This window comes from Hydrogenophaga sp. Root209 (assembly GCF_001428625.1).
Lineage (GTDB): Bacteria > Pseudomonadota > Gammaproteobacteria > Burkholderiales > Burkholderiaceae_C > Hydrogenophaga.
Genome location: NZ_LMIE01000012.1, coordinates 467,480 through 486,724 on the forward strand (window position 1 = coordinate 467,480; position 19,245 = coordinate 486,724).

Sequence of the window (19,245 nt, forward strand, 5' to 3'; positions counted from 1 at the left end):
CTCACCGTGGTTCCGCCGTTCCGACGAGCCGGTTTCAAGCCGGGTCTTTCCCCAGCCGCTCCATCGCATCGGCCAGCCAGTCCCCGCGCAGCACATCCGGCGCGGCGGGGCGCACCATCCAGCCCCCTTGCGCGGGCGTCACTCGGGCCTGGCCGGCCTGCCACAGCAACCACGCCAGCCAGGCGCATTGCGGCGCGGTGGGCGTCTCACCCGCGGGCGACACCAGCAGCGCGGTGAACACGGTGGCGTTGGCCACCAACACCCCGTCGCCACTGACCTCGCCGCCAATCGAGCGCGCCAGCGCCGACAAGGCGTCGCCCGCATCGCCCCGAGGGCCCAGCACCAGCAGGGCATCGCGCAGGTGCGTCGCGATGGCCGCGCCGCGCAGTGCCTCGGCCTGCAGCAGATCCGCGTGGTCCCAGCGGTTCCAGTCCACCATGGGTTCAGCCCCACCCACCACCCGCGCCGCTTCGGCATAGCGGTAAAGCGCCTGCTCATGACCGTCGGCGTACACGGCCGAACCCACCATGAGCAAGGCGGCGAGGCGGTTCGCCAGCAGGCGGCTCTGTTGGGCCAGCAGCCTGTCGCGCATCAGGCTGTCGCGTTCGCTGCGCAGCACCGCAAGCTCCAGTGCGTTCTTCAGGTCGGCGCGCAGGCTCTCCAGCTCCCAGGGCTTGTTGATGTAGCGGTAAATCTCGCCGGTGTTGATCGCCTCGATGGCATCCCCCAGCTCCGAATAGGCCGTGGTCAACATGCGCACGATGCCGGGGTAGTACTCGCGGGCGTGGCGCAGCAGCTCGTTGCCGCGCTCGCCGGGCATGCGCTGGTCGCACACCAGCACGGCCACGTCGGCACCGTGCGCCAGCAAGACCGCGCGGCCTTCTTCCACCGAGCCGGCGGTCAGCACGGGCGCCAACGGGCTGACCAGGCGCTCGAAATACTTCAGCGCCATGGCCTCGTCATCCACATAGAGAATTTTTGTTGGTGTCATCAGGTCTCCTCGACCGGGGTGTCGTCAGGCGACGGTGGGAAATAAAGGGTCACGGTCGTGCCCTGGCCCAGGGTGGATTGCACGGCGATGTCACCGCCCAGGGTGGTCATCACGCGCTGGCAGAACAGCAGGCCCATGCCGCTGCCGCCACTCTCGGCGCGTGTGGTCACGGGCTCCCGCGTGAGGCGATTGAGCACCTCGGGCGGGATGCCGGGGCCGTTGTCGGTCACACGCAAAGCCGACTGTGGGCTCAGGCCAGGCAGCATGGCCACACGAACCAGCGCAATGCGCACCTCGGGGCGCTCCGGCGGCTGCGCGCGCAGGGCGATCAAGGCGTTTTTGACCAGGGTGCACAGCACAAGGTAGAGCAGGTCGCGTCGACCGGGCAAGGTGAAGTCGGGCGCCAGTTCCGCCGACAGCCAGTCGGCCTCGGCGGCTTCAAAGGGGTACTCCTCCTGCACCGCGCGCACGAGTTCGCTGGCGCGCAGGCTGGCCGAGGTATCGCCCCGGCTGGCGTCTCGCGCGGTCTGCACAAAGGTGGATACCAGTGACTGCGCATACTCTGCGCGCCTTTGCGCGGCCTCGATCATGAACAGCACGTCACCCGGTTTCTGCTGGGCAATGTAGGCCATGCCATCGGTGCTCTCGGGGCTGGCGCGGTGGTTCTCGCGCATGGCCGACAGATAGCCACGCACCGTGGCCAGTGGTGAAGTGACTTCGTGGGCCAGAAAGCCCAAGGTCTCGCGCAAGGCCGACTCGCGCCGCGCGATCAGCGTCTGGTCGCGTGTGCGGCGCACGCTGGACTCCAGCGCCTCACGCAAGGCCTGGCGGGTGATCGCGTCGTCCAGGGGCTTCTCGAGAATCTTCTCCACATGGCCCTGGTTCACGGCCGACATGGCCACGTCCTTGTCGGCATAGGCAGACACCAACAATCGCGCCACGTGCGGATAAAGCCGCCGCACCTCGCTGAGCAAAGCCACGCCGTCGCGCGTCGGCATCGCGTAGTCGGTGAGCAGCACCGCCACCTCGTGGCCGCGCTCGCCCAGCAAGGCCAGCGCCTCTTCCACGCTGGCGGCGGTCAACACGGTGAATTCGCTTCCGTACAGGCGGGCAAACCATTTGCAGGCCTGCGGCTCGTCGTCCACCATCAGGATGGCGTGTGGTCCCTGGGGGACTCGCAAGGTACCGGGGTCTTGCATGTTCATGAGGGCCTCGGCAAATCAAAGGTGAATTCGGTCCAGGCGCCCAGCTCGCTCTCCACCGCCAGGGTGCCGCCGTGGCGCTGCACGATGCCGTAGCTCACACTCAAGCCCAGTCCGAGGCCAGCGCCCACATCGCGCGTGGTGAAGAACGGCTCGAACACGCGGCCCACGTTGTCGGGCGCAATGCCCGTACCGTTGTCGCGCACCGAGACAAACAGGCGCTGCTCGCGCGAGACCATTGTCACGGCGATCTGCGGCTGTTCGCGCCGCGCCGCCTGCAGGGCATGCGCGGCATTGCTCAGCAGGTTGATCAACACACCGATGATGGCGGGCTCATCGCCCAGCACGTGTGTGTCCTGCGGCAACTCCACCGGCACGTCGATGCCCTTGAGTTCGTAGCCGGCCAGCCGCAGGGCCGAGCGCAACGCATTGCCCAGCAGGAAGGGACGCTGGGCGTCCTGACCCGGCTTCTGGTAAGCGAACGTCTTCAGATCAGAGACGATGTTCTGGATGCGCTGCATGCCCTCGCGCGCATCGCCCAGGCTTTCCTTGAGCATGGCGTCGCTCTCCACACCCGGGCAGGTCAGGCCCATGTCGATCGCCATCAGGCTGTAGTTCACCGGGTTGTTGAGCTCGTGCAGCAGGCCGGCTGAGAGCGTGCCGATCGCGGCCATCTTCTCGCGCTGGATCAGCTGGCCCTTGACTTCGGCCAACGTGGTGTTGATCTCACGCAGCGAGGCGTTCTTTTCCGACACCTCGTGCTGAAGAGAGAACAAACGGATGCGAGCCTTCTCGTTGAACCAGGTGCACACCGCGCTGGCGGCGGCAGAGAACAGGATGAACAGTGAGTTCGTCACCAGCCGAGAGGAGTCCTCGCTGGCCCCGGAGTGCATCACACAGGCTGCCAAATACAGGCCCAGCGTGAGCGCCCCGAAGCCCACTCCCTCGAAGAAGCTGATGGGCAGGATGATGCCCACCGCGTAGAGCGCCAGGTGAAGCCCCACGAAGTAAATCGACTGGGCTCCATCGGTGTCGAAGATCATGAAGGCGATCATGACCTGCGGCAGCAGCAGCCACAGCATGGTGAGCGCGCGCACATGTTGGCGCCCGAAGGGCGTGAACAGCACCCCGAACACACCCAGGGTCAGCACCGCCACCAGGACGCGCAGCAGCGAAAACTCCAGCAGCCGGTCCGGGTACGAAAAATAGTCGAGGCCAAAGCCGGCCAGCACCAGCACGATGGAGGTGATGCTCCCCGCCTTGCTGTAGGTGAGCCGGAAGTCCGAGAGCTGCTGCTCGTAAGGCGAACTCGACCGGCTAACCATTTTCAAGCGCCATCGCTTTCAGGCGCGCGTTGACCACCAGCTCCGCAAAGATGTTCACCCCGGTGGGATCGGTGTAGAGCGTCACCGGCGCATCGACCTCTTCCAGCACGACGCGCATCTGCGCCTCGTCGCGGTAGATCAGGTGCCACTCCAGCAGGTGCTCCATGCCAAAGCGCTCCGGGTTGTCCGAATGCACGTTGGTCACCAGCAGGTGGGCGCCAGGGTTGCTGCGTGACATGAAGTAGCGGATCAGGCGCGAGCACACCTTGTCCGACAGATAGTCGAACAGGCCGGCGCAGTAGATGGTGTCGAAACCTTCACCATCCGCCGGCGCGGTGTCGCGCGTGGCGCGCTTGAGCAGTTCGTGCACCGACTCCTGCACATAGGTCACATCGACCTTCACCCGGTGCGCGGACGCGGTCTCTTCGATCTTCTGCTGCGTGTACTTCAGCGTCTCCAGGCTGAAATCGATCAGGGTGAACTTCAGGCGCGAGAGGTCCGCACCGCTGGCAATCAGCTTCTGGATTTCCACCCCGGGGCCACAGCCCACGTTGAGCACCCGGATCACGCGCTCCTGCGCGGCCGCATTGTCCGCCGCCTTCTTCAGGAAATCCACCAGGATGTCGATGCGGTTGCGGTGCGCCACGGCCACCGCCGCCTTCAGAAACATCGCATTGATCAACTGGATGTAGGTCGAGCCGCCCTGGCGCGGGTCGCCCAGGATCTGGTTGACCATCTCGTAGTCGCCGGCGTAGCCCAGCGGTTTGGCGAAGGTGCGGTAGACAAAGGGCGCGCGCAGCAGCAGCGGGTGCAGCGCGGTCTGGGCATAGGCGCGGTGCAGCAGCGAATCCTCTTCGGGCAGGCGCGAAGCCTCGTCCTCCAGACGCACCAGGAACTCTTTGCCTTTGATCATCAAGGGCTCGGCGATGGCCTCGAACACATCGTCGGCCAGGCGCCCGCTGCTGTCGCGCGGGAGCGAGTCGACCATGTCGGCCTGGTCGATCCAGCGCGCGGTCTCCGCCAGGAAGGCCCGGAACTCGCTGATGGTGACCTGGTAACTCTGCTTGATCTTGAAGCGCGACTCCCAGTCGGCGACGAAGCGGCTCGCCTCGTCGCGCACCTGGCGCACATCGCCGCGGATGGCGTTCAGATCGGACCACTCGTCAATCAGCGCCACCGACACCACCGCCATCAGGCCGGTGTTGAGCAGGCTCACCACCACCGCCTTGCCCTTGTAGATGATGCGGTCGCCTGAGCGGATGGTCAGCTCGCTGAGCACCTCGCTGACCTGCACGATGGAGTACGGGTTGTAGATCTCCATCACCAGCGAGCGGCGCTGCAGGCTGGTCAGGGTGCCGCGGGCACTCTCTCCCTGGCTATTGCGAAAGGTGACGACGTGGTCGAATGGGCGCTGAAGGTACACGGTGTGAGTGTTTGAGTGCGTGGGGGAACAGGTGCATTGCCCTGTTCCCGAGGAAACCCCCCGGGGCACAGTGTAGTCAACCGCGCGCGTGACCTGCGCACCCCGATCTTTCAATCAAATCAACAGGGCATTCACACGCTTGACATACGCCGCCGGATCATCCGGCAGCCCGCCTTCGGCCAGCAAAGCCTGGTCAAACAGGATGTGGGCCAGATCGTCGAAGTGTTCGCTGCTCTCCAGTTTCTTCACCAGCGCATGTTCGGCGTTCACTTCCAGGATGGGCTTCACATCGGGCGCCGGCTGGCCGGCCTGCTTGAGCATGCGCGCCAACTGAGTCGACAGATCGCCGTCTTCCACCACCAGGCAGGCCGGTGAATCCACCAGGCGCGAGGTCACGCGCACGTCCTTGGCCTTGTCTTTCAGGGTTTCCTTCAGGCGATCCAGCACGGGTTTGAACACCTCGGCTGCGGCCTCGGCGGCTTTCTTTTCCTTTTCGTCCTGCAGCGAGCCCAGGTCCACCGCGCCCTTGGCCACGCTCTGAAGCGGCGTGCCCTCGAACTCGTTGAGGAAACTCAGTGCCCACTCGTCCACACGATCGGTCATGAGCAGCACCTCGATGCCCTTCTTGCGGAACACCTCCAGTTGCGGGCTGTTCTTCGCGGCAGCGAGGTTGTCGGCGGTGATGAAGTAGATCGTGGCCTGGCCTTCCTTCATGCGGGCCTTGTAGTCGGCCAGGGAGACCAGATCCGAGTCCTGCGTGCTGGCAAAGCGCAGCAGCTTGGCCAGCTTGTCGCGGTTGGCGAAGTCCTCGCCCAGGCCCTCTTTCAGCACCGAACCGAACTCGGCGTAGAAACCGGTGTACTTCTCCGCATCCTTGCTCATGTCGTCCAGCATGGCCAGCACACGGCGTGTGTTGCCTTCTCGGATCGCCTTCACGTCGCGGCTCTCTTGCAGCAGCTCGCGGCTCACGTTGAGCGGCAGGTCGGCCGAGTCCACCACACCCTTGACCCAGCGCAGGTACGAGGGCATCAGCGCTTCGGCCTCGTCCATGATGAAGACGCGCTTCACATACAGCTTGATGCCGGCCTTGCGGTCGCGGTTCCAGAGGTCTTGCGGCGCCTTGGCCGGGATGTAGAGCAGCTGGGTGTACTCGGTGCTGCCTTCCACCCGGTTGTGGCTCCAGGCCAGCGGGGCCTGGGTGTCGTAGCTCAGGTTCTTGTAGAACTCGGCGTACTGCTCGTCGCTGATGTCCTTCTTGCTGCGCGCCCACAGCGCATTGGCCGAGTTCACCGCTTCCCACTCGTCCTGCTTCACATAGGCACTCTTCTCGGCGTCCCACTCTTCCTTCTGCATCAGGATGGGCAGGCTGATGTGGTCCGAGTACTTGCCGATGATGGACTTGAGTTTCCAGCGATCGAGGTAGTCGCCAGCGTCGTCACGCAAGTGCAGCGTGACGCTGGTACCGCTCGCGGCGCGCTCGATGGTTTCGACTTCAAAGTCGCCAGTGCCGCCGCTGGTCCAGCGCACGCCTTCAGCGGCGGGCAGGCCGGCGCGGCGCGACTCCACGGTGATCTTGTCGGCCACGATGAAGCCCGAATAGAAGCCCACGCCGAACTGGCCGATGAGCTGGGCGTCCTGCTTCTGGTCGCCACTGAGGTGGCTCATGAAGTCTTTGGTGCCACTCTTGGCAATGGTGCCCAGGTGGTCAATCGCCTCCTGCGCGCTCATGCCGATGCCGTTGTCGGTGATGGTGATGGTGCGTGCCTCGGTGTCGAAAGCCACGCGCACGTCCAGGTTGGGCGCGTCTTCGAACAAGGCGGCGTTGTTCAGGCCCTCGAACCGCAGCTTGTCGCAGGCGTCCGATGCGTTGGAAACCAGCTCGCGCAAAAAGATGTCGGGGTTGGAGTACAGCGAATGGGTGACCAGGTGCAGCAGCTGCGCCACTTCGGCCTGGAACGACAGGGTTTGTTTGCTCATGGGAGTTCGTTGGAAAAAAGACAGGGGGGACTCCCGTGGCGGGAGCGCTCGCGAGGCGGAATTATGGGCGGCTGCGGCTTTTTCAAGCGCCGGGCCACTTCCAGCATTCGAACACGACTGCCTCCAATTACTGCATCGGTGGTATTTCCCGCACCCCCTCGCCCCCCTAGCCTCTTGCGGTCTTGCGCCAAGAACAAGCCAAGAGGGAGGAACCGGATTTGTCATCGCACCACGATGTGGGGCTCACACACGCCCTGAGCACGGAGGCCGCCGTCTGGCTGATCGGCAGCCTGGCCGGCCTGCACCGCAAGCCCTTTGATGCCGAACTGCTGATCAAGCGCTATGCCCCGCCCTGGGACCTGCCCACACTGATCGAAGCCCTGGCCGGGCTCGGGCTCAAGGCCCAGACGGTTCCCTGGCCCGATGGCGCGCAAGCACCCCCACCGATGCCCGCCGTGGCCTTTGCGCGCGGCACCCCGCCCGACAGCGCTGGCCCGCCACTCCTGGTGGCCCGCCGCGGCGACGGCCAACTGGGCCTGTTCCGCCCGGGTGAAGCTCCAGGTGAAATCGACGACCTGCATGCCCTGAGCAACGAAGTCGAACCATGGCTCTTGCTCTGCGCCCCACAAGAACCCGCTGCCCCGGCAGGACCCGACGAAGACGGCAGCACGCAAGACGATGTGCCCCACGGCAGCACGGCGAGCCCGGGCAAGCGCCCGGCCTTCGGTTTTGCCTGGTTCATCCCCGAACTGCAGCGCCACCGCCAACTGTGGCGCGACGTGCTGCTGGCCAGCCTGGCCATCCAGCTGGTGGGGCTGGCCACGCCGCTGTTCACCCAGGTGATCATCGACAAGGTGATCGCTCACCACAGCGTGAGCACGCTGTGGGTGCTGGGTGTGGCGCTGGTGGTGTTCATGCTGTTCACCAGCACCATGACCTGGCTGCGCCAATACCTGGTGCTGCACACCGGCAGCCGCATGGACGCGGTGCTGGGCGAACAGGTGATGCGACACCTGCTGCGCCTGCCCCTGCCCTACTTCGAAGCCCGCCCCACCGGCACGCTGGTGGCGCGGCTACAAGGTGTGGAGACGCTGCGCGAGTTCGTCTCGGGCGCGGCCGTCACGCTGCTGCTGGACCTGCCCTTCCTGTTCATCTTTCTGGCGGTGATGTTCTGGTACAGCAGGGTACTCTCGCTGGTGGCGCTGGGCCTGCTGCTGCTCATCGTTGGGGTGAGCCTGGTCATGGTGCCGGTGTTTCGCCAGCGGCTGGACCGCCAGTTTCTGCTGGGCGCGCGCAACCAGGCGTTTTTGACCGAATACCTATCGGGCATGGCCACGGTGAAGGCGCTGCAGATGGAGCCCGACGTGGACAAGCGCTACGGCACCTACTTGGCGCAGTACCTGCAGGCCGGCTTTGCCACGCGCCAGGTGGGCAACACCTACCAGGTGAGCGCCTCGGCGCTGGAGCAGACCATGACACTGGCCATCCTGATCGTGGGCGCCTGGACGGTGATGCACGACAGCAACTTCACCGTGGGCATGCTGGTCGCGTTCCAGATGTTCGCCAGCCGCCTGAGCCAGCCACTGATGCGGCTGGTGGGCCTGTGGCAGGAGTTTCAGCAAGCCAGCATCGCCGTGAAACGCCTGGCCGACGTGCTGGACATGCCCACCGAACCGGTGAGCCTGGTGCCGCAGCGCGCCCCGGGCGGCACAGGCGCCATCGAGGTGCAGGGCCTGGGTTTTCGGTACAGCGAACGCCACCCCTGGCTGTACCAGGGCCTGAGCCTCACGCTGCCGCCCGGGCAACTCACCGTGCTCATGGGCCCCTCGGGCTGCGGCAAGAGCACGCTGGCCAAGCTGCTGCTGGGCTTTCATTTGCCCGAGCAAGGCCGCATCACCATCGACGGCCGCGACATCCGCCACCTGGCCGCCAACGAACTGCGCGCGCACTTTGGCGTGGTGCCGCAAGAGACGGTGCTGTTCTCTGGCTCGGTGCTCGACAACCTGCTGATGGCGCACCCCCACGCCCGGTTTGAAGACGCCGTGGCCGCCTGCCGCGCGGCCGAGATCCACGACGTCATCGAACAACTGGACGCCGAGCGCAATGTCGGTGACTTGTGGAGCGACCCGGCCTGGGGCGCAGGCCACGGGCTGGCCGGCTTGAGCGCGGGCGCTGGGCAGGCGGGCGCCTCAGGCGCCAGCGCCGTGGGATTGAGCGTGGGCTCCGGCACGCACCTGGTCGGCTTCAACGGGCTCAAGGAGGGCCTGGCCAGCCTGGCAGCCTGATGCAGGCCACTGCGGCGACCCGGGCGCACCGTTCGGGTCGCCGCAGCTTTGCCTGCCTTGCGATCCACACAACAAGAACAAGCCATGACAGAAGCGCCCGCTGCCTCCAAATCCACATCCACCCACCCCGCCCACCTCGCCTTCCACCCACCTCTGATCCGCCTGCAGCAGCAGGCGCCCTCGCCCATCGGCCGGCGCGTGTTGTGGTGCCTGCTGGCGCTGCTGGTGTTCCTCTTCATCTGGGCCACGCTGGGCCGGCTCGACATCGTGGCCGTGGCCGAAGGCAAGCTGGTGCCGCAGGACTACCTCAAGATCGTGCAGCCCTCCGAGGCCGGCATCGTCAGCGAGATCCTGGTGCGCGAAGGACAAACGGTGCACCAGGACCAGGTGCTCATGCGCATGGACGCCCTGAGCACCGAGGCCGACCTGAACGCCCTGGGCACCGAGCGCTGGCGCAAACGCCTGGCGCTGCGCCGCCTGGACGCCGAGCTGGCCGAGCAGGCTCTGCGTATCACCCCGGACGACCCGCCTCCCCTGGCGCAGGAAGCCACCGCACAACAGCAGGCCAACCAGGCCGCGCTGGCCAGCGCCCTGGCCGAAGAGCGCAGCCGCATGCTCAAGGCGCAGCAAGAGCTGGCCGCCGCGCAGCAGCAGAGCCAGCGGCTGCAAGCGGTGATGCCCCACTTCCAGGCCCAGGAAACGGCCTACGCGCAACTCGCCGACCAGGGCTTCACCGGCCGGCTCATGGTCAGCGACAAACGCCGCGAACGCATCGAGAAGGAACAGGAACTTGCCACCCAGCAGCACGTGATTGCCTCGGCACGCGCGAGCATCGACCAGTCGGTGAAGAAGCTCGAACAGATCCGGGCCGAACACCGCCAGCGCCTGCACAGCGAGCGCGCCGAAACACGGTCACAGCTCGAGCGGCTGGAGGCCGACTGGCAGAAACAACAGCATCGCCACGCCCTCATGGAACTGCGCGCGCCGCACGAAGGCATCGTGAAGGAGCTGGCCACCCACACCGTGGGCACGGTGGTGCAGCCCGGCACCGTGTTGGCCACGCTGGTGCCGCAGCAGGCGCCACTGAAGGTGGAGGTGTGGGTGTCCAACGACGACATCGGCTTTGTTCGGCCGGGTCAGCCGGTCAAGCTCAAGTTCGCGGCCTATCCGTTTCAGAAGTACGGCATGGCGCACGGCGAGGTGCAGTGGGTCAACGCCGATGCGCAGGTCGAGGAGCCCGGCCGAGCCGCCGCCCAAGCGGGCAACCCGCCGCCTCGCTACAAGGCAACCGTCACGCTGCGTGAGGCCGAGCTGGTGCGTGACGAGAGGCGCCACACGCTCACCGCCGGCATGCAGGCGCAGGCCGAGATCCTGCTTGGCCAGCGCACGGTGATGGAGTACCTGCTCTCACCGGTGCAGCGCGCCTGGCATGAGGCCGGGCGCGAGCGTTGAGGCACCTCAGTCGACCTCCACGGCCACAGGCGCCAGCCACTGCACCAGCTGTTGCGCCACCACTGGGCTGGAGAGCAGCTCCAGGTGGCCGGTGCGGTAGACCGTGCGCTGGCTGTCCTTGGCAAACACCAGCCGGCGCGCAGCTTCATCGTGCTGGCCCAGGGCACTGCGCAACGGCACCAGGCCGTCACCGGTAAGGCGGTCGGCCAGCAGGCCGCGCTGTGGCGCGAGCGTGGCGGCCACAGTGAAGCAGGCCACGCCCTCGGGCAAAGGCAATGGCACGCGGTGATCGTGGGGGGATTCAAACCGGCCGCGCCCCTGCCAATCGTCATCCACCACATGGCCGTGGCGCAGGTCGGTGATGCCGGCGCTGCGCAGCATGCCCAGCCGGGTGAACGGCAGGGTGAAGGGCGAGGCGGCGAGCAACACGTCCACCCCGTGACCGGCGCGCTCCAGCGGCGCGCCGTGGTGCGGTGTGCCCAGAAATACCAGGTGCTTGAGTTGGGCCGGCCAGTGGTGGCCCATCTGTCGGCCATAGAACACGGCCGCTCGCGCCAGCAGCCCGCCCATGCTGTGGCACAGCACGGTGATGGATTCGATCGCGGGCCACTGGGCCACCAGTCGCTCGAGCTGCCCAGCCAGTTCACGGCCATTGATGGAGGTGTGCAGGCCGCTGTTGTAGCGCACGTACACCGGCGTGCAGCCCAGCTTTTGCGCCAGGAAGGCGCCGTGGTCGTGGCCGCTGCGTTGCCATTGCGTGTCGTTCATGCACAGGCCATGCACGAGCAGCAGCAGGTGGGGTGAGGCGGCCACCAATCTTTCTCGCAGATGGGTGGGCCGGTCCATGGGCAGGGTCTGCCCGGCCAGCCTCAATTCCATGCGTTGGGCCAGCGGATTGTTCTGCGCCAGCAGGCGGTCCCCCAAGACGCCGTTGAGCGCGGCCAGCACGGCTTCGCGGCCTGGGGAGGGTTCGGGGTGGGTCGAAGGGTCGTTCAGCAGGGGCAGCAGGGTCGAGAGCGCCCCGTCCAGCCCGTGGCCAACCATCTCTGTGACGCCGCGGATGCCGCGGTAGATCTGCCCCGTGAGGCCACCGGTGCGACCCAGCTCGGCGCCGGCCGACAGACCCATCTTGCGGCGCACCGACTGGTGCACTCCTTCGGCAATGCCGATCACGCCCGTGGTGGCCTGCGTGGCCAGCCGCACCGCAGCTTGCAGGTCAGAGGGCCGCAGGTGGCGCAGCAGGGCCTGGCGGGTGGCGGAGGGTTTGGCGCGGGTCATGGGGCATTGTGGCCGTGCACACCGGGCACGCTGGCAATACCCTAGAACCGCTCGTCGGCCCCGAGGAAACGCCACTGCCCCACCGGAAGATTCCCCAATACGACCTTACCGATACGCACGCGCTTAAGGCCCACCACGTGCAGTCCCACCTGCTCGCACATGCGGCGAATCTGGCGCTTCTTGCCTTCGATCAGCACAAAGCGCAGCTGCTCGGGGTTTTGCCAGTCCACCTGCGCGGGCTTGAGGGGCTGGTCGTCCAGGCTCAGGCCGTGGCGCAACCGGGCCAGCTGATGCGGCGGAAAGATCGCCTGCACGTTCTCCGCGATCACGCCCGCCCCCATCGGGCCGTTGGGCGCGAACTGCACGCGCACCAGGTATTCCTTCTCCACACCGCTGCTCTCACCGATCAGCGTGCGCGCCACACGCCCGTCCTGCGTGAGCACGAGCAGGCCGGTGGAGTCGATGTCAAGCCGCCCGGCGGGGGCCAGGCCGCGCGTGTGCTCGGGCGCGAAGCGGCGGCCATCGGCCGGCGTCTTGGCGTCACCGCGCCACTGGCTGGGCGCGCCGATCAGCGTGGCGGCCGCCTCGTGACCGTCTTCAGGCTGCCCGCTCACGTAGCCCACCGGCTTGTTCAACAGGATGGTGACCTGCCCGGCCTGCTGGTGGCGCGCCTGGGGCAGCACCTCCACTTGCGCGTCGGGCGCCACGGGCATGCCCATGACCGCCGGTTCTCCGTTGACCAGCACCCAGCCGCGCGCGATCCACTCGTCGGCCTCGCGGCGCGAGCACAGACCCAGGTCAGCCATGCGTTTGTTGAGGCGGACTTCACCACGCACGTTGCCCACGCGGGCGAGGTCGGGCCGGTGGGGTTGGGGCGGGCGCGGTGCGGCGGACGGGCCGCGCTGCGGACGGTCACCTGGCCCCACGCGGTCGTCGCTGCGGCGCGGCGCCGGGCGCTCGTTCCAGCCGCGGTCATCACCGCGCGGGGCATTTGCGGGGCCTGAACGTGGACCGTCTGCCCCGTAGCGCTGGCGCTCGGTGCGATCGCCTTCGGGGCCGGCGCGCTTTGCGCCGAAGCCCGGCGACGGCTCACGCGGCGGCTTGGGTGCCGAGGCCGACACACTCTTGGCCCGGGCCGGGCCGGGCGGGCGCACCGGGGCGCGGCGAGGTGCGAACGGGTCAGCGGGTTTTTTCTGAACTGCGCCCGGGTTGAGCTTGAGCGTGCGGGCGGGTTTGTCGGTTGTCATGGGTCGATCATCCTTCATCGAGCTGGCCCGAGCGCAGCGCCGCGAGATCGAGCACGCGCAAACCACCGTATTCCACGCAGATCCAGCCCTTGGCCGCCAGCGTGGTCAGCGCTTCGTTGGTGCGCTGGCGCGACAGGCCCACAAGGTACGCCAGTTCCTGCTGCGTGATGCGCAGGATGCCGCCCACGTTGGGCGAGAGCAGCGGGTGGAACAGCGCGGCCAGATTGCGGGCCACGCGCAAATCGGGGCTGCCCAAGCGGTCGATCTCGCGCGCGGCGATGAACTGGCCCAGGCGCTCGTTGAGCTGGTGCATCACGAAACGGTTGAAGCCGATCGAGTGGTCCAGCAGCCAGTCAAACGTCTCCACCGGCAGGCCGGCCACGCGGCTCTTGCGCAGCGCCTGGATGTTGTAGCGGTACTGCTCGTGCTTGAGCACCGTGCCCTCGCCAAACCAGCCACCGGGCGCCACACCGGTGAAGGTGACCACCGGGCCCTGCGAATCGTCGTTGCTCATCTTGAGCAGCCCATCCACCAGACCAAACCAGTACGTCACCGGCCGGCCAAAGCGGCAGATGATGTCGCCCGTGTCGGCTTCACCCACCACCAGTGCATCCACGGCCCGCGTCCGTTCGATCGGCGTCAGGCGCTGCAGCCAGGGAATTTCGGCAAGTTCCGCCTCGGTGGGCGCGCGCGCACGATCACGCAGATCGCTGCCGGAACGGTGGGGGGCGAATGGGTTCATGGCGGGGTGAAAGGCGAAATCCCGTAGGGGAAAGTCCTAGGAGGGATGACCCGCAATTGTCGTCGTACCGACAACATGACGTCAAACGAAGTCATACGATCCGCTTCATCAATGAGTGTCCCGTGAAAGACATTCAAATGCCGGCGGCCCGGACCGGCCCAGGAGACACATATGCAAACGACGTTCCCCCAGCTGCTGCTGGACCACGCCCAGCGCCGCCCCGACGCGCCGGCGATGCGCGAGAAGGAATACGGCATCTGGCAGACCACCAGCTGGAGCAACATGGCCCGGCTGGTCGAGGCCCTGGCCTGCGGGTTGCATCAGGCCGGCCTGCAGCGCGGCGAACACATGGTCGTGATCGGTGCCAACCGCCCCCGGCTCTACGCCACCATGCTGGCCGCGCAGTCGCTCGGCGCCATTCCGATCCCGCTTTACCAGGACGCGGTGGGCGGCGAGTGTGTCTTCCCGATCAACAACGCCGAGGTGCGCTTCTGCGTGGTGGAAGACCAGGAGCAAGTTGACAAGATGCTGGAGATCCGTGAGCAGTGCCCTCAGCTCTCTCACATCTATTACGACGACCCACGCGGCCTGCGCAACTACGACCAGCCCGGCCTCGGTGGCATGGAAGAGCTGATCGCCGCTGGCCAGGCGCACGCCCAGGCGCACCCGCAGCTGTTTCGCGAGCAAGTGGCCGCCGGCCAGCCCGACGACGTGGCCGCCATGTTCTTCACCAGCGGCACCACGGGCAACCCCAAGGGTGTGGTGCACACCCATCACACGCTGATCAACCGCGCCGACGTGGGCGCGCGCTTCGACAAACTCACACCCGCCGACGAGGTGCTGGCCTACATGCCGCCGGCCTGGATCGGTCAGAACATCTTTTCTTACGCCCAGTGGCTGGTGGCCGGCTACGTGGTGAACTGCCCCGAATCCGGTGCCACGGTGACGATCGACCTGAAGGAAGTGGGCCCGACCTACTACTTCGCRCCGCCACGCGTGTTCGAAGGGCTCTTGACGAGCGTGATGATCCGAATGGAAGACGCCGGGGCCTTCAAGCGCGGCATGTTCCATTACTTCATGGACGTGGCGCGCCGCGTGGGCCCCNCCGCCACGCGTGTTCGAAGGGCTCTTGACGAGCGTGATGATCCGAATGGAAGACGCCGGGGCCTTCAAGCGCGGCATGTTCCATTACTTCATGGACGTGGCGCGCCGCGTGGGCCCCACCCGCATGGACGGCAAGTCCATCGGTCTGGTGGATTCGATCAAGTACCAGTTGGGCGACTGGCTCGTCTACGGCCCGCTGAGGAACAACCTCGGCATGAGCCGCGTGCGCGTGGCCTATACCGCGGGTGAGGCCATCGGGCCCGATCTCTTTTCCTTCTACCGCTCCATCGGCATCAACCTGAAGCAGCTCTACGGCTCCACCGAAACCGCCGTCTTCGTCTGCCTGCAGCCTGACCACGAAGCGCGCGCGGACACCGTGGGCGTGCCCTGCGAAGGGGTGGAGATCAAGCTCAGCGAGAGCGGCGAAATCCTGGTGAAGTCCCCCGGCCTCTTGAAGGGCTACTACAAGAACCCGAGCGCCACCGCCGAGGTGCTCACCGCCGACGGCTGGTACCACACGAGTGATGCCGGCTTCATCGATGCTTCGGGGCACCTGAAGATCATCGACCGGGTGAAGGACGTGGGCCGCATCCTGGGTGGCGAGCACGACGGCGCCATGTTCGCGCCCAAGTACGTGGAGAACAAACTCAAGTTCTTCTCGTACATCAAGGAGGCCGTGGCCCTGGGCGACAAGCGCGATCGGGTCTGCGTGATGCTCAACATCGACTTCGAGGCGGTGGGCAACTGGGCCGAGCGGCGCAACCTCTCGTACGCCGGCTACACCGATCTGGCGCAAAAGCCCGAGGTCTACGAGCTCATCCGCGACTGCGTGGAGAAGGTTAACGCCGACCTCTCGCGCGACGAGCTGCTCGCGGGCAGCCAGATCAGCCGTTTCCTGGTGCTGCACAAGGAGCTGGACGCCGACGACGGTGAGCTCACCCGCACGAACAAGGTGCGCCGCGGCTTCATCAGCGAGCGTTATGCCGTGCTGGTGGACGCGCTGTACGGCGGCAAGACCGAGCAGTACATCGAGACCCAGGTGAAGTTCGAGGACGGGCGCAGCGGCTCGGTCAACGCCACGCTGAAGCTGGGGGATGCCAAGACCTTTGCCCCGGTGAAAGCCGCCGCCTGAAGCACCACACACCATGAGCAAAAAAATCGGCGACGTCATCCTGGACGTGCACAACATCAGCCTGCGCTTTGGTGGCGTCAAGGCGCTCACCGACATCAGCTTTGACGTGCGCGAGCACGAGGTGCGCGCCATCATCGGGCCCAACGGCGCGGGCAAGAGCTCCATGCTCAACTGCATCAACGGCGTGTACCAGCCGCAAGAGGGCTCGATCAGCTTTCGGGGCCAGACCTTCAAGCACATGAACAGCCGCCAGGTGGCCGAGATGGGGATCGCGCGCACCTTCCAGAACCTCGCGCTCTTCAAGGGCATGAGCGTGATCGACAACATCATGACCGGGCGCAACCTGCGCATCAAAAGCAACATCTTTGCGCAGGCGTTTCGCAACCCCTTCGGCATCGGCGGGGCGCAGAAGGAAGAAGAGGCCAACCGCGAGTTCGTCGAACACATCATCGACTTCCTGGAGATCCAGGCCCACCGCAAGACACCGGTGGGCCAGTTGCCCTACGGCCTGCAAAAGCGCGTGGACCTGGGGCGCGCTCTGGCCATGGAGCCGCAGGTGCTGCTGCTGGACGAACCCATGGCCGGCATGAACCTGGAGGAGAAGCAGGACATGAGCCGCTTCATCCTGGATGTGAACGACGAGTTCGGCACCACCATCGTGCTCATCGAGCACGACATGGGCGTGGTGATGGACATCTCCGACCGCGTGGTGGTGCTGGACTACGGCAAGAAGATCGGCGACGGCACGCCCGAAGAGGTGCGCTCCAACGAAGAAGTCATCAGCGCCTACCTCGGCACGAGTCATTGACATGACCCCAAACCCCGTTACCCAAACTCCGTTCGGGCTGAGCCTGTCGAAGCCCCTCCACACCAACACCGCCAGAGCCCTTCGACAGGCTCAGGGCGAACGGCCGTAAAGGCACTCGATATGGCGTTTTTTCTTGAAGCTCTTCTCGGCGGCCTGATGGCCGGCATGCTGTATTCGCTGGTGGCCCTGGGCTTCGTGCTCATCTACAAGGCCTCGGGCGTCTTCAACTTCGCGCAAGGCGCCATGGTGCTGTTCGCGGCTCTCGCCATGGCGCGCTTCTCGGGCTGGGTGCCGCTCTGGCTGGGCATCGAGGACAAGTTCCTGGGCAACCTGATCGCCTTCGTCATGGCCGGTGCGCTCATGTTCGTGCTGGCCTGGCTGATCGAGCGCCTGGTGCTGCGCCACCTGGTCAACCAGGAGGGGGTCACGCTGCTGATGGCCACGCTGGGCATCACCTACTTCCTCGACGGCCTGGGCCAGACCATCTTCGGCTCGGACATCTACCAGATCGATGTGGGCATGCCCAAGGACCCGGTCTTCCTGTTCGAGAACACCTTCGAAGGCGGCGTGCTGGTCAACCTCGAAGACGTCTACGCGGCCTGCGTGGCCGCCTTGCTGGTGGCCGTGCTCTCGCTGTTCTTCCAGAAGACGGGCACCGGGCGCGCCCTGCGCGCCGTGGCCGATGACCACCAGGCCGCGCAATCCATCGGCATTCCCTTGAACCGCATCTGGGTCATCGTCTGGTTCGTCGCCGGCATCACCGCGCTGGTGGCCGGCATCATCTGGGGCTCCAAGCTCGGTGTGCAGTTCTCGCTCACCACGGTGGCCCTGCGCGCCCTGCCCGTGATCATCCTGGGCGGTCTGACCTCGGTGCCCGGCGCCATCATCGGCGGCCTGATCATCGGCGTGGGCGAGAAGCTCTCCGAGGTGTATCTGGGCCCCTACGTGGGCGGGGGCATCGAGATCTGGTTTGCCTATGTGCTCGCGCTGGTGTTTCTGCTGTTCAGACCGCAAGGGCTGTTCGGCGAGAAGATCATCGACCGCGTCTGACCCCACCACAAGAACAAAGAAAGGGCACGCACCATGTTCTACCGTGAGAACGGTCAATTCAAGACCTCCTACCGCGCCGACCAGCAGATCTTCCCGATCGCGCAGGACCGCTGGGTCATCCTGGCCTTCATCGCCTTTGCCTTCATCGGCGTGCCGCTGCTGGTCGATGAGTACATGTTCCGCGCCATCCTCATCCCCTTCCTGATCCTGGCGCTGGCCGCGCTGGGGGTGAACATCCTGGTGGGCTACTGCGGACAGATCAGCCTGGGCTCGGGCGCCTTCATGGCCGTGGGCGCCTACATGGCCTACAACACCTACGTGCGCATCGAGGGGATGCCCGTGATCATCGCCCTGCTCTCGGGGGGCTTCTTCGCCACGCTGGTGGGCATCTTCTTCGGCATCCCCAGCCTGCGCGTCAAGGGCCTGTACCTGGCCGTGGCCACGCTGGCCGCGCAGTTCTTCTGCGACTGGGCGTTCCTGCGCATCGGCTGGTTCACCAACAACACCGCCTCGGGCTCGGTCTCGGTCTCCAACCTCTCGGTGCTGGGCTGGACCATCGACACCCCGATGGAGAAGTACCTCTTCTGCCTGGGCTTCCTGGTGGTGTTTGCGCTGCTGGCCAAGAACCTGGTGCGCTCGGCCATCGGGCGCGAGTGGATGGCCATCCGCGACATGGACGTGGCCGCCGCGGTCATCGGCATCCGCCCCATGTACGCCAAGCTCAGCGCCTTTGCGGTGAGCAGCTTCATCATCGGCGTGGCCGGGGGGCTGTGGGGCTTTGTGCACCTGGGCTCCTGGGAGCCCGCGGCCTTCTCCATCGACCGCAGCTTCCAGTTGCTCTTCATGGTGATCATCGGCGGCATGGGCTCCATCATGGGCAGCTTCTTCGGCGCGGCCTTCATCGTCGTGCTGCCCATCTTCTTGAACCAGTTCCTGCCCGCCCTGGGCTCCCTGGTGGGCGTGGAGATCTCCACCGCGGCCGTCTCACACGCCGAGTTCATGGTCTTCGGCGCCCTCATCGTCTGGTTCCTCATCGTCGAGCCCCACGGCCTGGCCAAGCTCTGGAGCATCGCCAAACAGAAGTTGCGGCTCTGGCCTTTCCCGCACTGAGTTCGGAACGGCGCGGGCCGTCCGGCATCCAAAGGTCATCATGGGTTTTGTGTTGGTGTGTGTTTGATTTTTATTAGGAGACAACGAAATGAAACTGCGAAATCTGGTTCTGACTGTGT

14 protein-coding genes and 1 pseudogene are annotated in these 19,245 nt (G+C 66.0%); 7 read left to right on the plus strand and 8 right to left on the minus strand.

Annotated features, from left to right (window positions below; genetic code table 11):
* Positions 1 to 34 precede the first annotated feature (34 nt).
* The 5 genes from ASE11_RS10960 to htpG all read right to left on the minus strand — a co-directional run bounded on the left by ASE11_RS10960 (position 35) and on the right by htpG (position 6,918).
* The gene (locus ASE11_RS10960; protein ID WP_056270525.1) at positions 35 to 991 is read right to left on the minus strand and encodes a response regulator; all 957 of its coding nucleotides are present in this window, start codon (positions 989 to 991) and stop codon (positions 35 to 37) included.
* Positions 991 to 2,196: a hybrid sensor histidine kinase/response regulator gene (locus ASE11_RS10965; protein WP_235501249.1), complete on the minus strand. Its 1,206-nt coding sequence runs from the start codon at positions 2,194 to 2,196 to the stop codon at positions 991 to 993. Before ASE11_RS10965 ends, ASE11_RS10960 begins: the two co-directional genes overlap by 1 nt.
* Positions 2,193 to 3,518 carry a sensor histidine kinase gene (locus tag ASE11_RS10970; RefSeq protein WP_056270534.1) on the minus strand — a complete coding sequence of 442 codons (1,326 nt, stop codon included), beginning with the start codon at positions 3,516 to 3,518 and terminating at the stop codon, positions 2,193 to 2,195. Before ASE11_RS10970 ends, ASE11_RS10965 begins: the two co-directional genes overlap by 4 nt.
* The gene (locus ASE11_RS10975) at positions 3,511 to 4,941 is read right to left on the minus strand and encodes a class I SAM-dependent methyltransferase (protein WP_056270543.1); all 1,431 of its coding nucleotides are present in this window, start codon (positions 4,939 to 4,941) and stop codon (positions 3,511 to 3,513) included. The genes ASE11_RS10970 and ASE11_RS10975 overlap by 8 nt, the downstream gene beginning before the upstream one ends.
* Positions 4,942 to 5,055: 114 nt before the next feature.
* Positions 5,056 to 6,918 carry a molecular chaperone HtpG gene (gene htpG / locus ASE11_RS10980; protein WP_056270546.1) on the minus strand — a complete coding sequence of 621 codons (1,863 nt, stop codon included), beginning with the start codon at positions 6,916 to 6,918 and terminating at the stop codon, positions 5,056 to 5,058.
* A gap of 218 nt (positions 6,919 to 7,136) precedes the next feature.
* Here htpG and ASE11_RS10985 point away from each other — a divergent pair, with 218 nt between their 5' ends.
* Positions 7,137 to 9,203 carry a peptidase domain-containing ABC transporter gene (locus ASE11_RS10985; RefSeq protein WP_056270549.1) on the plus strand — a complete coding sequence of 689 codons (2,067 nt, stop codon included), beginning with the start codon at positions 7,137 to 7,139 and terminating at the stop codon, positions 9,201 to 9,203.
* An 84-nt stretch (positions 9,204 to 9,287) separates the two neighbouring features.
* Positions 9,288 to 10,655, plus strand: a complete 1,368-nt coding sequence (locus tag ASE11_RS10990; RefSeq protein WP_056270553.1) for an HlyD family type I secretion periplasmic adaptor subunit — start codon at positions 9,288 to 9,290, stop codon at positions 10,653 to 10,655.
* Positions 10,656 to 10,661: 6 nt separating this feature from the next.
* On the opposite strand, the gene ASE11_RS10995 is transcribed toward ASE11_RS10990, so the two are convergent.
* The 3 genes from ASE11_RS10995 to ASE11_RS11005 are packed head-to-tail and all read right to left on the minus strand — an operon-like array spanning position 10,662 to position 13,922.
* Complete coding sequence (locus ASE11_RS10995) at positions 10,662 to 11,933, minus strand: esterase/lipase family protein (RefSeq protein ID WP_056270556.1); 1,272 nt, start codon at positions 11,931 to 11,933, stop codon at positions 10,662 to 10,664.
* Positions 11,934 to 11,974: 41 nt separating this feature from the next.
* Positions 11,975 to 13,180, minus strand: a complete 1,206-nt coding sequence (locus tag ASE11_RS26570; RefSeq protein WP_414842442.1) for a pseudouridine synthase — start codon at positions 13,178 to 13,180, stop codon at positions 11,975 to 11,977.
* Positions 13,181 to 13,187: 7 nt separating this feature from the next.
* Positions 13,188 to 13,922: a Crp/Fnr family transcriptional regulator gene (locus ASE11_RS11005; protein WP_056270560.1), complete on the minus strand. Its 735-nt coding sequence runs from the start codon at positions 13,920 to 13,922 to the stop codon at positions 13,188 to 13,190.
* A gap of 171 nt (positions 13,923 to 14,093) precedes the next feature.
* Here ASE11_RS11005 and ASE11_RS11010 point away from each other — a divergent pair.
* The 5 genes and pseudogenes from ASE11_RS11010 to ASE11_RS11030 all read left to right on the plus strand — a co-directional run.
* Positions 14,094 to 15,026 (plus strand): AMP-binding protein (locus ASE11_RS11010; RefSeq protein WP_156406307.1); only part of this gene is annotated, 933 nt, incomplete at its 3' end.
* Between the two features lies 1 nt (position 15,027).
* Positions 15,028 to 16,158, plus strand: a pseudogene (locus tag ASE11_RS11015) (AMP-binding protein); the annotation flags it as partial.
* A 13-nt stretch (positions 16,159 to 16,171) separates the two neighbouring features.
* On the plus strand, positions 16,172 to 16,966 hold the full coding sequence (locus ASE11_RS11020) for an ABC transporter ATP-binding protein (protein ID WP_056270563.1): 795 nt from the start codon (positions 16,172 to 16,174) through the stop codon (positions 16,964 to 16,966).
* 120 nt (positions 16,967 to 17,086) lie between these two features.
* Positions 17,087 to 18,016, plus strand: coding sequence for a branched-chain amino acid ABC transporter permease (locus ASE11_RS11025; protein WP_056270567.1), 930 nt, complete (start codon positions 17,087 to 17,089; stop codon positions 18,014 to 18,016).
* Positions 18,017 to 18,049: 33 nt separating this feature from the next.
* Positions 18,050 to 19,126, plus strand: a complete 1,077-nt coding sequence (locus tag ASE11_RS11030; protein ID WP_056270572.1) for a branched-chain amino acid ABC transporter permease — start codon at positions 18,050 to 18,052, stop codon at positions 19,124 to 19,126.
* Positions 19,127 to 19,245 lie beyond the last annotated feature (119 nt).

What these genes read in the sequence shown, in the direction of transcription:
- ASE11_RS11020 (WP_056270563.1), top strand. Translation starts at nt 16,172, where the DNA reads ATGAGCAAAAAAATCGGCGACGTCATCCTGGACGTGCACAACATCAGC.
- ASE11_RS10995 (WP_056270556.1), bottom strand. Translation starts at nt 11,933, where the DNA reads ATGACCCGCGCCAAACCCTCCGCCACCCGCCAGGCCCTGCTGCGCCAC.
- htpG (WP_056270546.1), bottom strand. Translation starts at nt 6,918, where the DNA reads ATGAGCAAACAAACCCTGTCGTTCCAGGCCGAAGTGGCGCAGCTGCTG.
- ASE11_RS10990 (WP_056270553.1), top strand. Translation starts at nt 9,288, where the DNA reads ATGACAGAAGCGCCCGCTGCCTCCAAATCCACATCCACCCACCCCGCC.
- ASE11_RS11025 (WP_056270567.1), top strand. Translation starts at nt 17,087, where the DNA reads ATGGCGTTTTTTCTTGAAGCTCTTCTCGGCGGCCTGATGGCCGGCATG.
- ASE11_RS10960 (WP_056270525.1), bottom strand. Translation starts at nt 991, where the DNA reads ATGACACCAACAAAAATTCTCTATGTGGATGACGAGGCCATGGCGCTG.
- ASE11_RS11005 (WP_056270560.1), bottom strand. Translation starts at nt 13,922, where the DNA reads ATGAACCCATTCGCCCCCCACCGTTCCGGCAGCGATCTGCGTGATCGT.
- ASE11_RS11030 (WP_056270572.1), top strand. Translation starts at nt 18,050, where the DNA reads ATGTTCTACCGTGAGAACGGTCAATTCAAGACCTCCTACCGCGCCGAC.
- ASE11_RS10965 (WP_235501249.1), bottom strand. Translation starts at nt 2,196, where the DNA reads ATGAACATGCAAGACCCCGGTACCTTGCGAGTCCCCCAGGGACCACAC.
- ASE11_RS26570 (WP_414842442.1), bottom strand. Translation starts at nt 13,180, where the DNA reads ATGACAACCGACAAACCCGCCCGCACGCTCAAGCTCAACCCGGGCGCA.
- ASE11_RS10970 (WP_056270534.1), bottom strand. Translation starts at nt 3,518, where the DNA reads ATGGTTAGCCGGTCGAGTTCGCCTTACGAGCAGCAGCTCTCGGACTTC.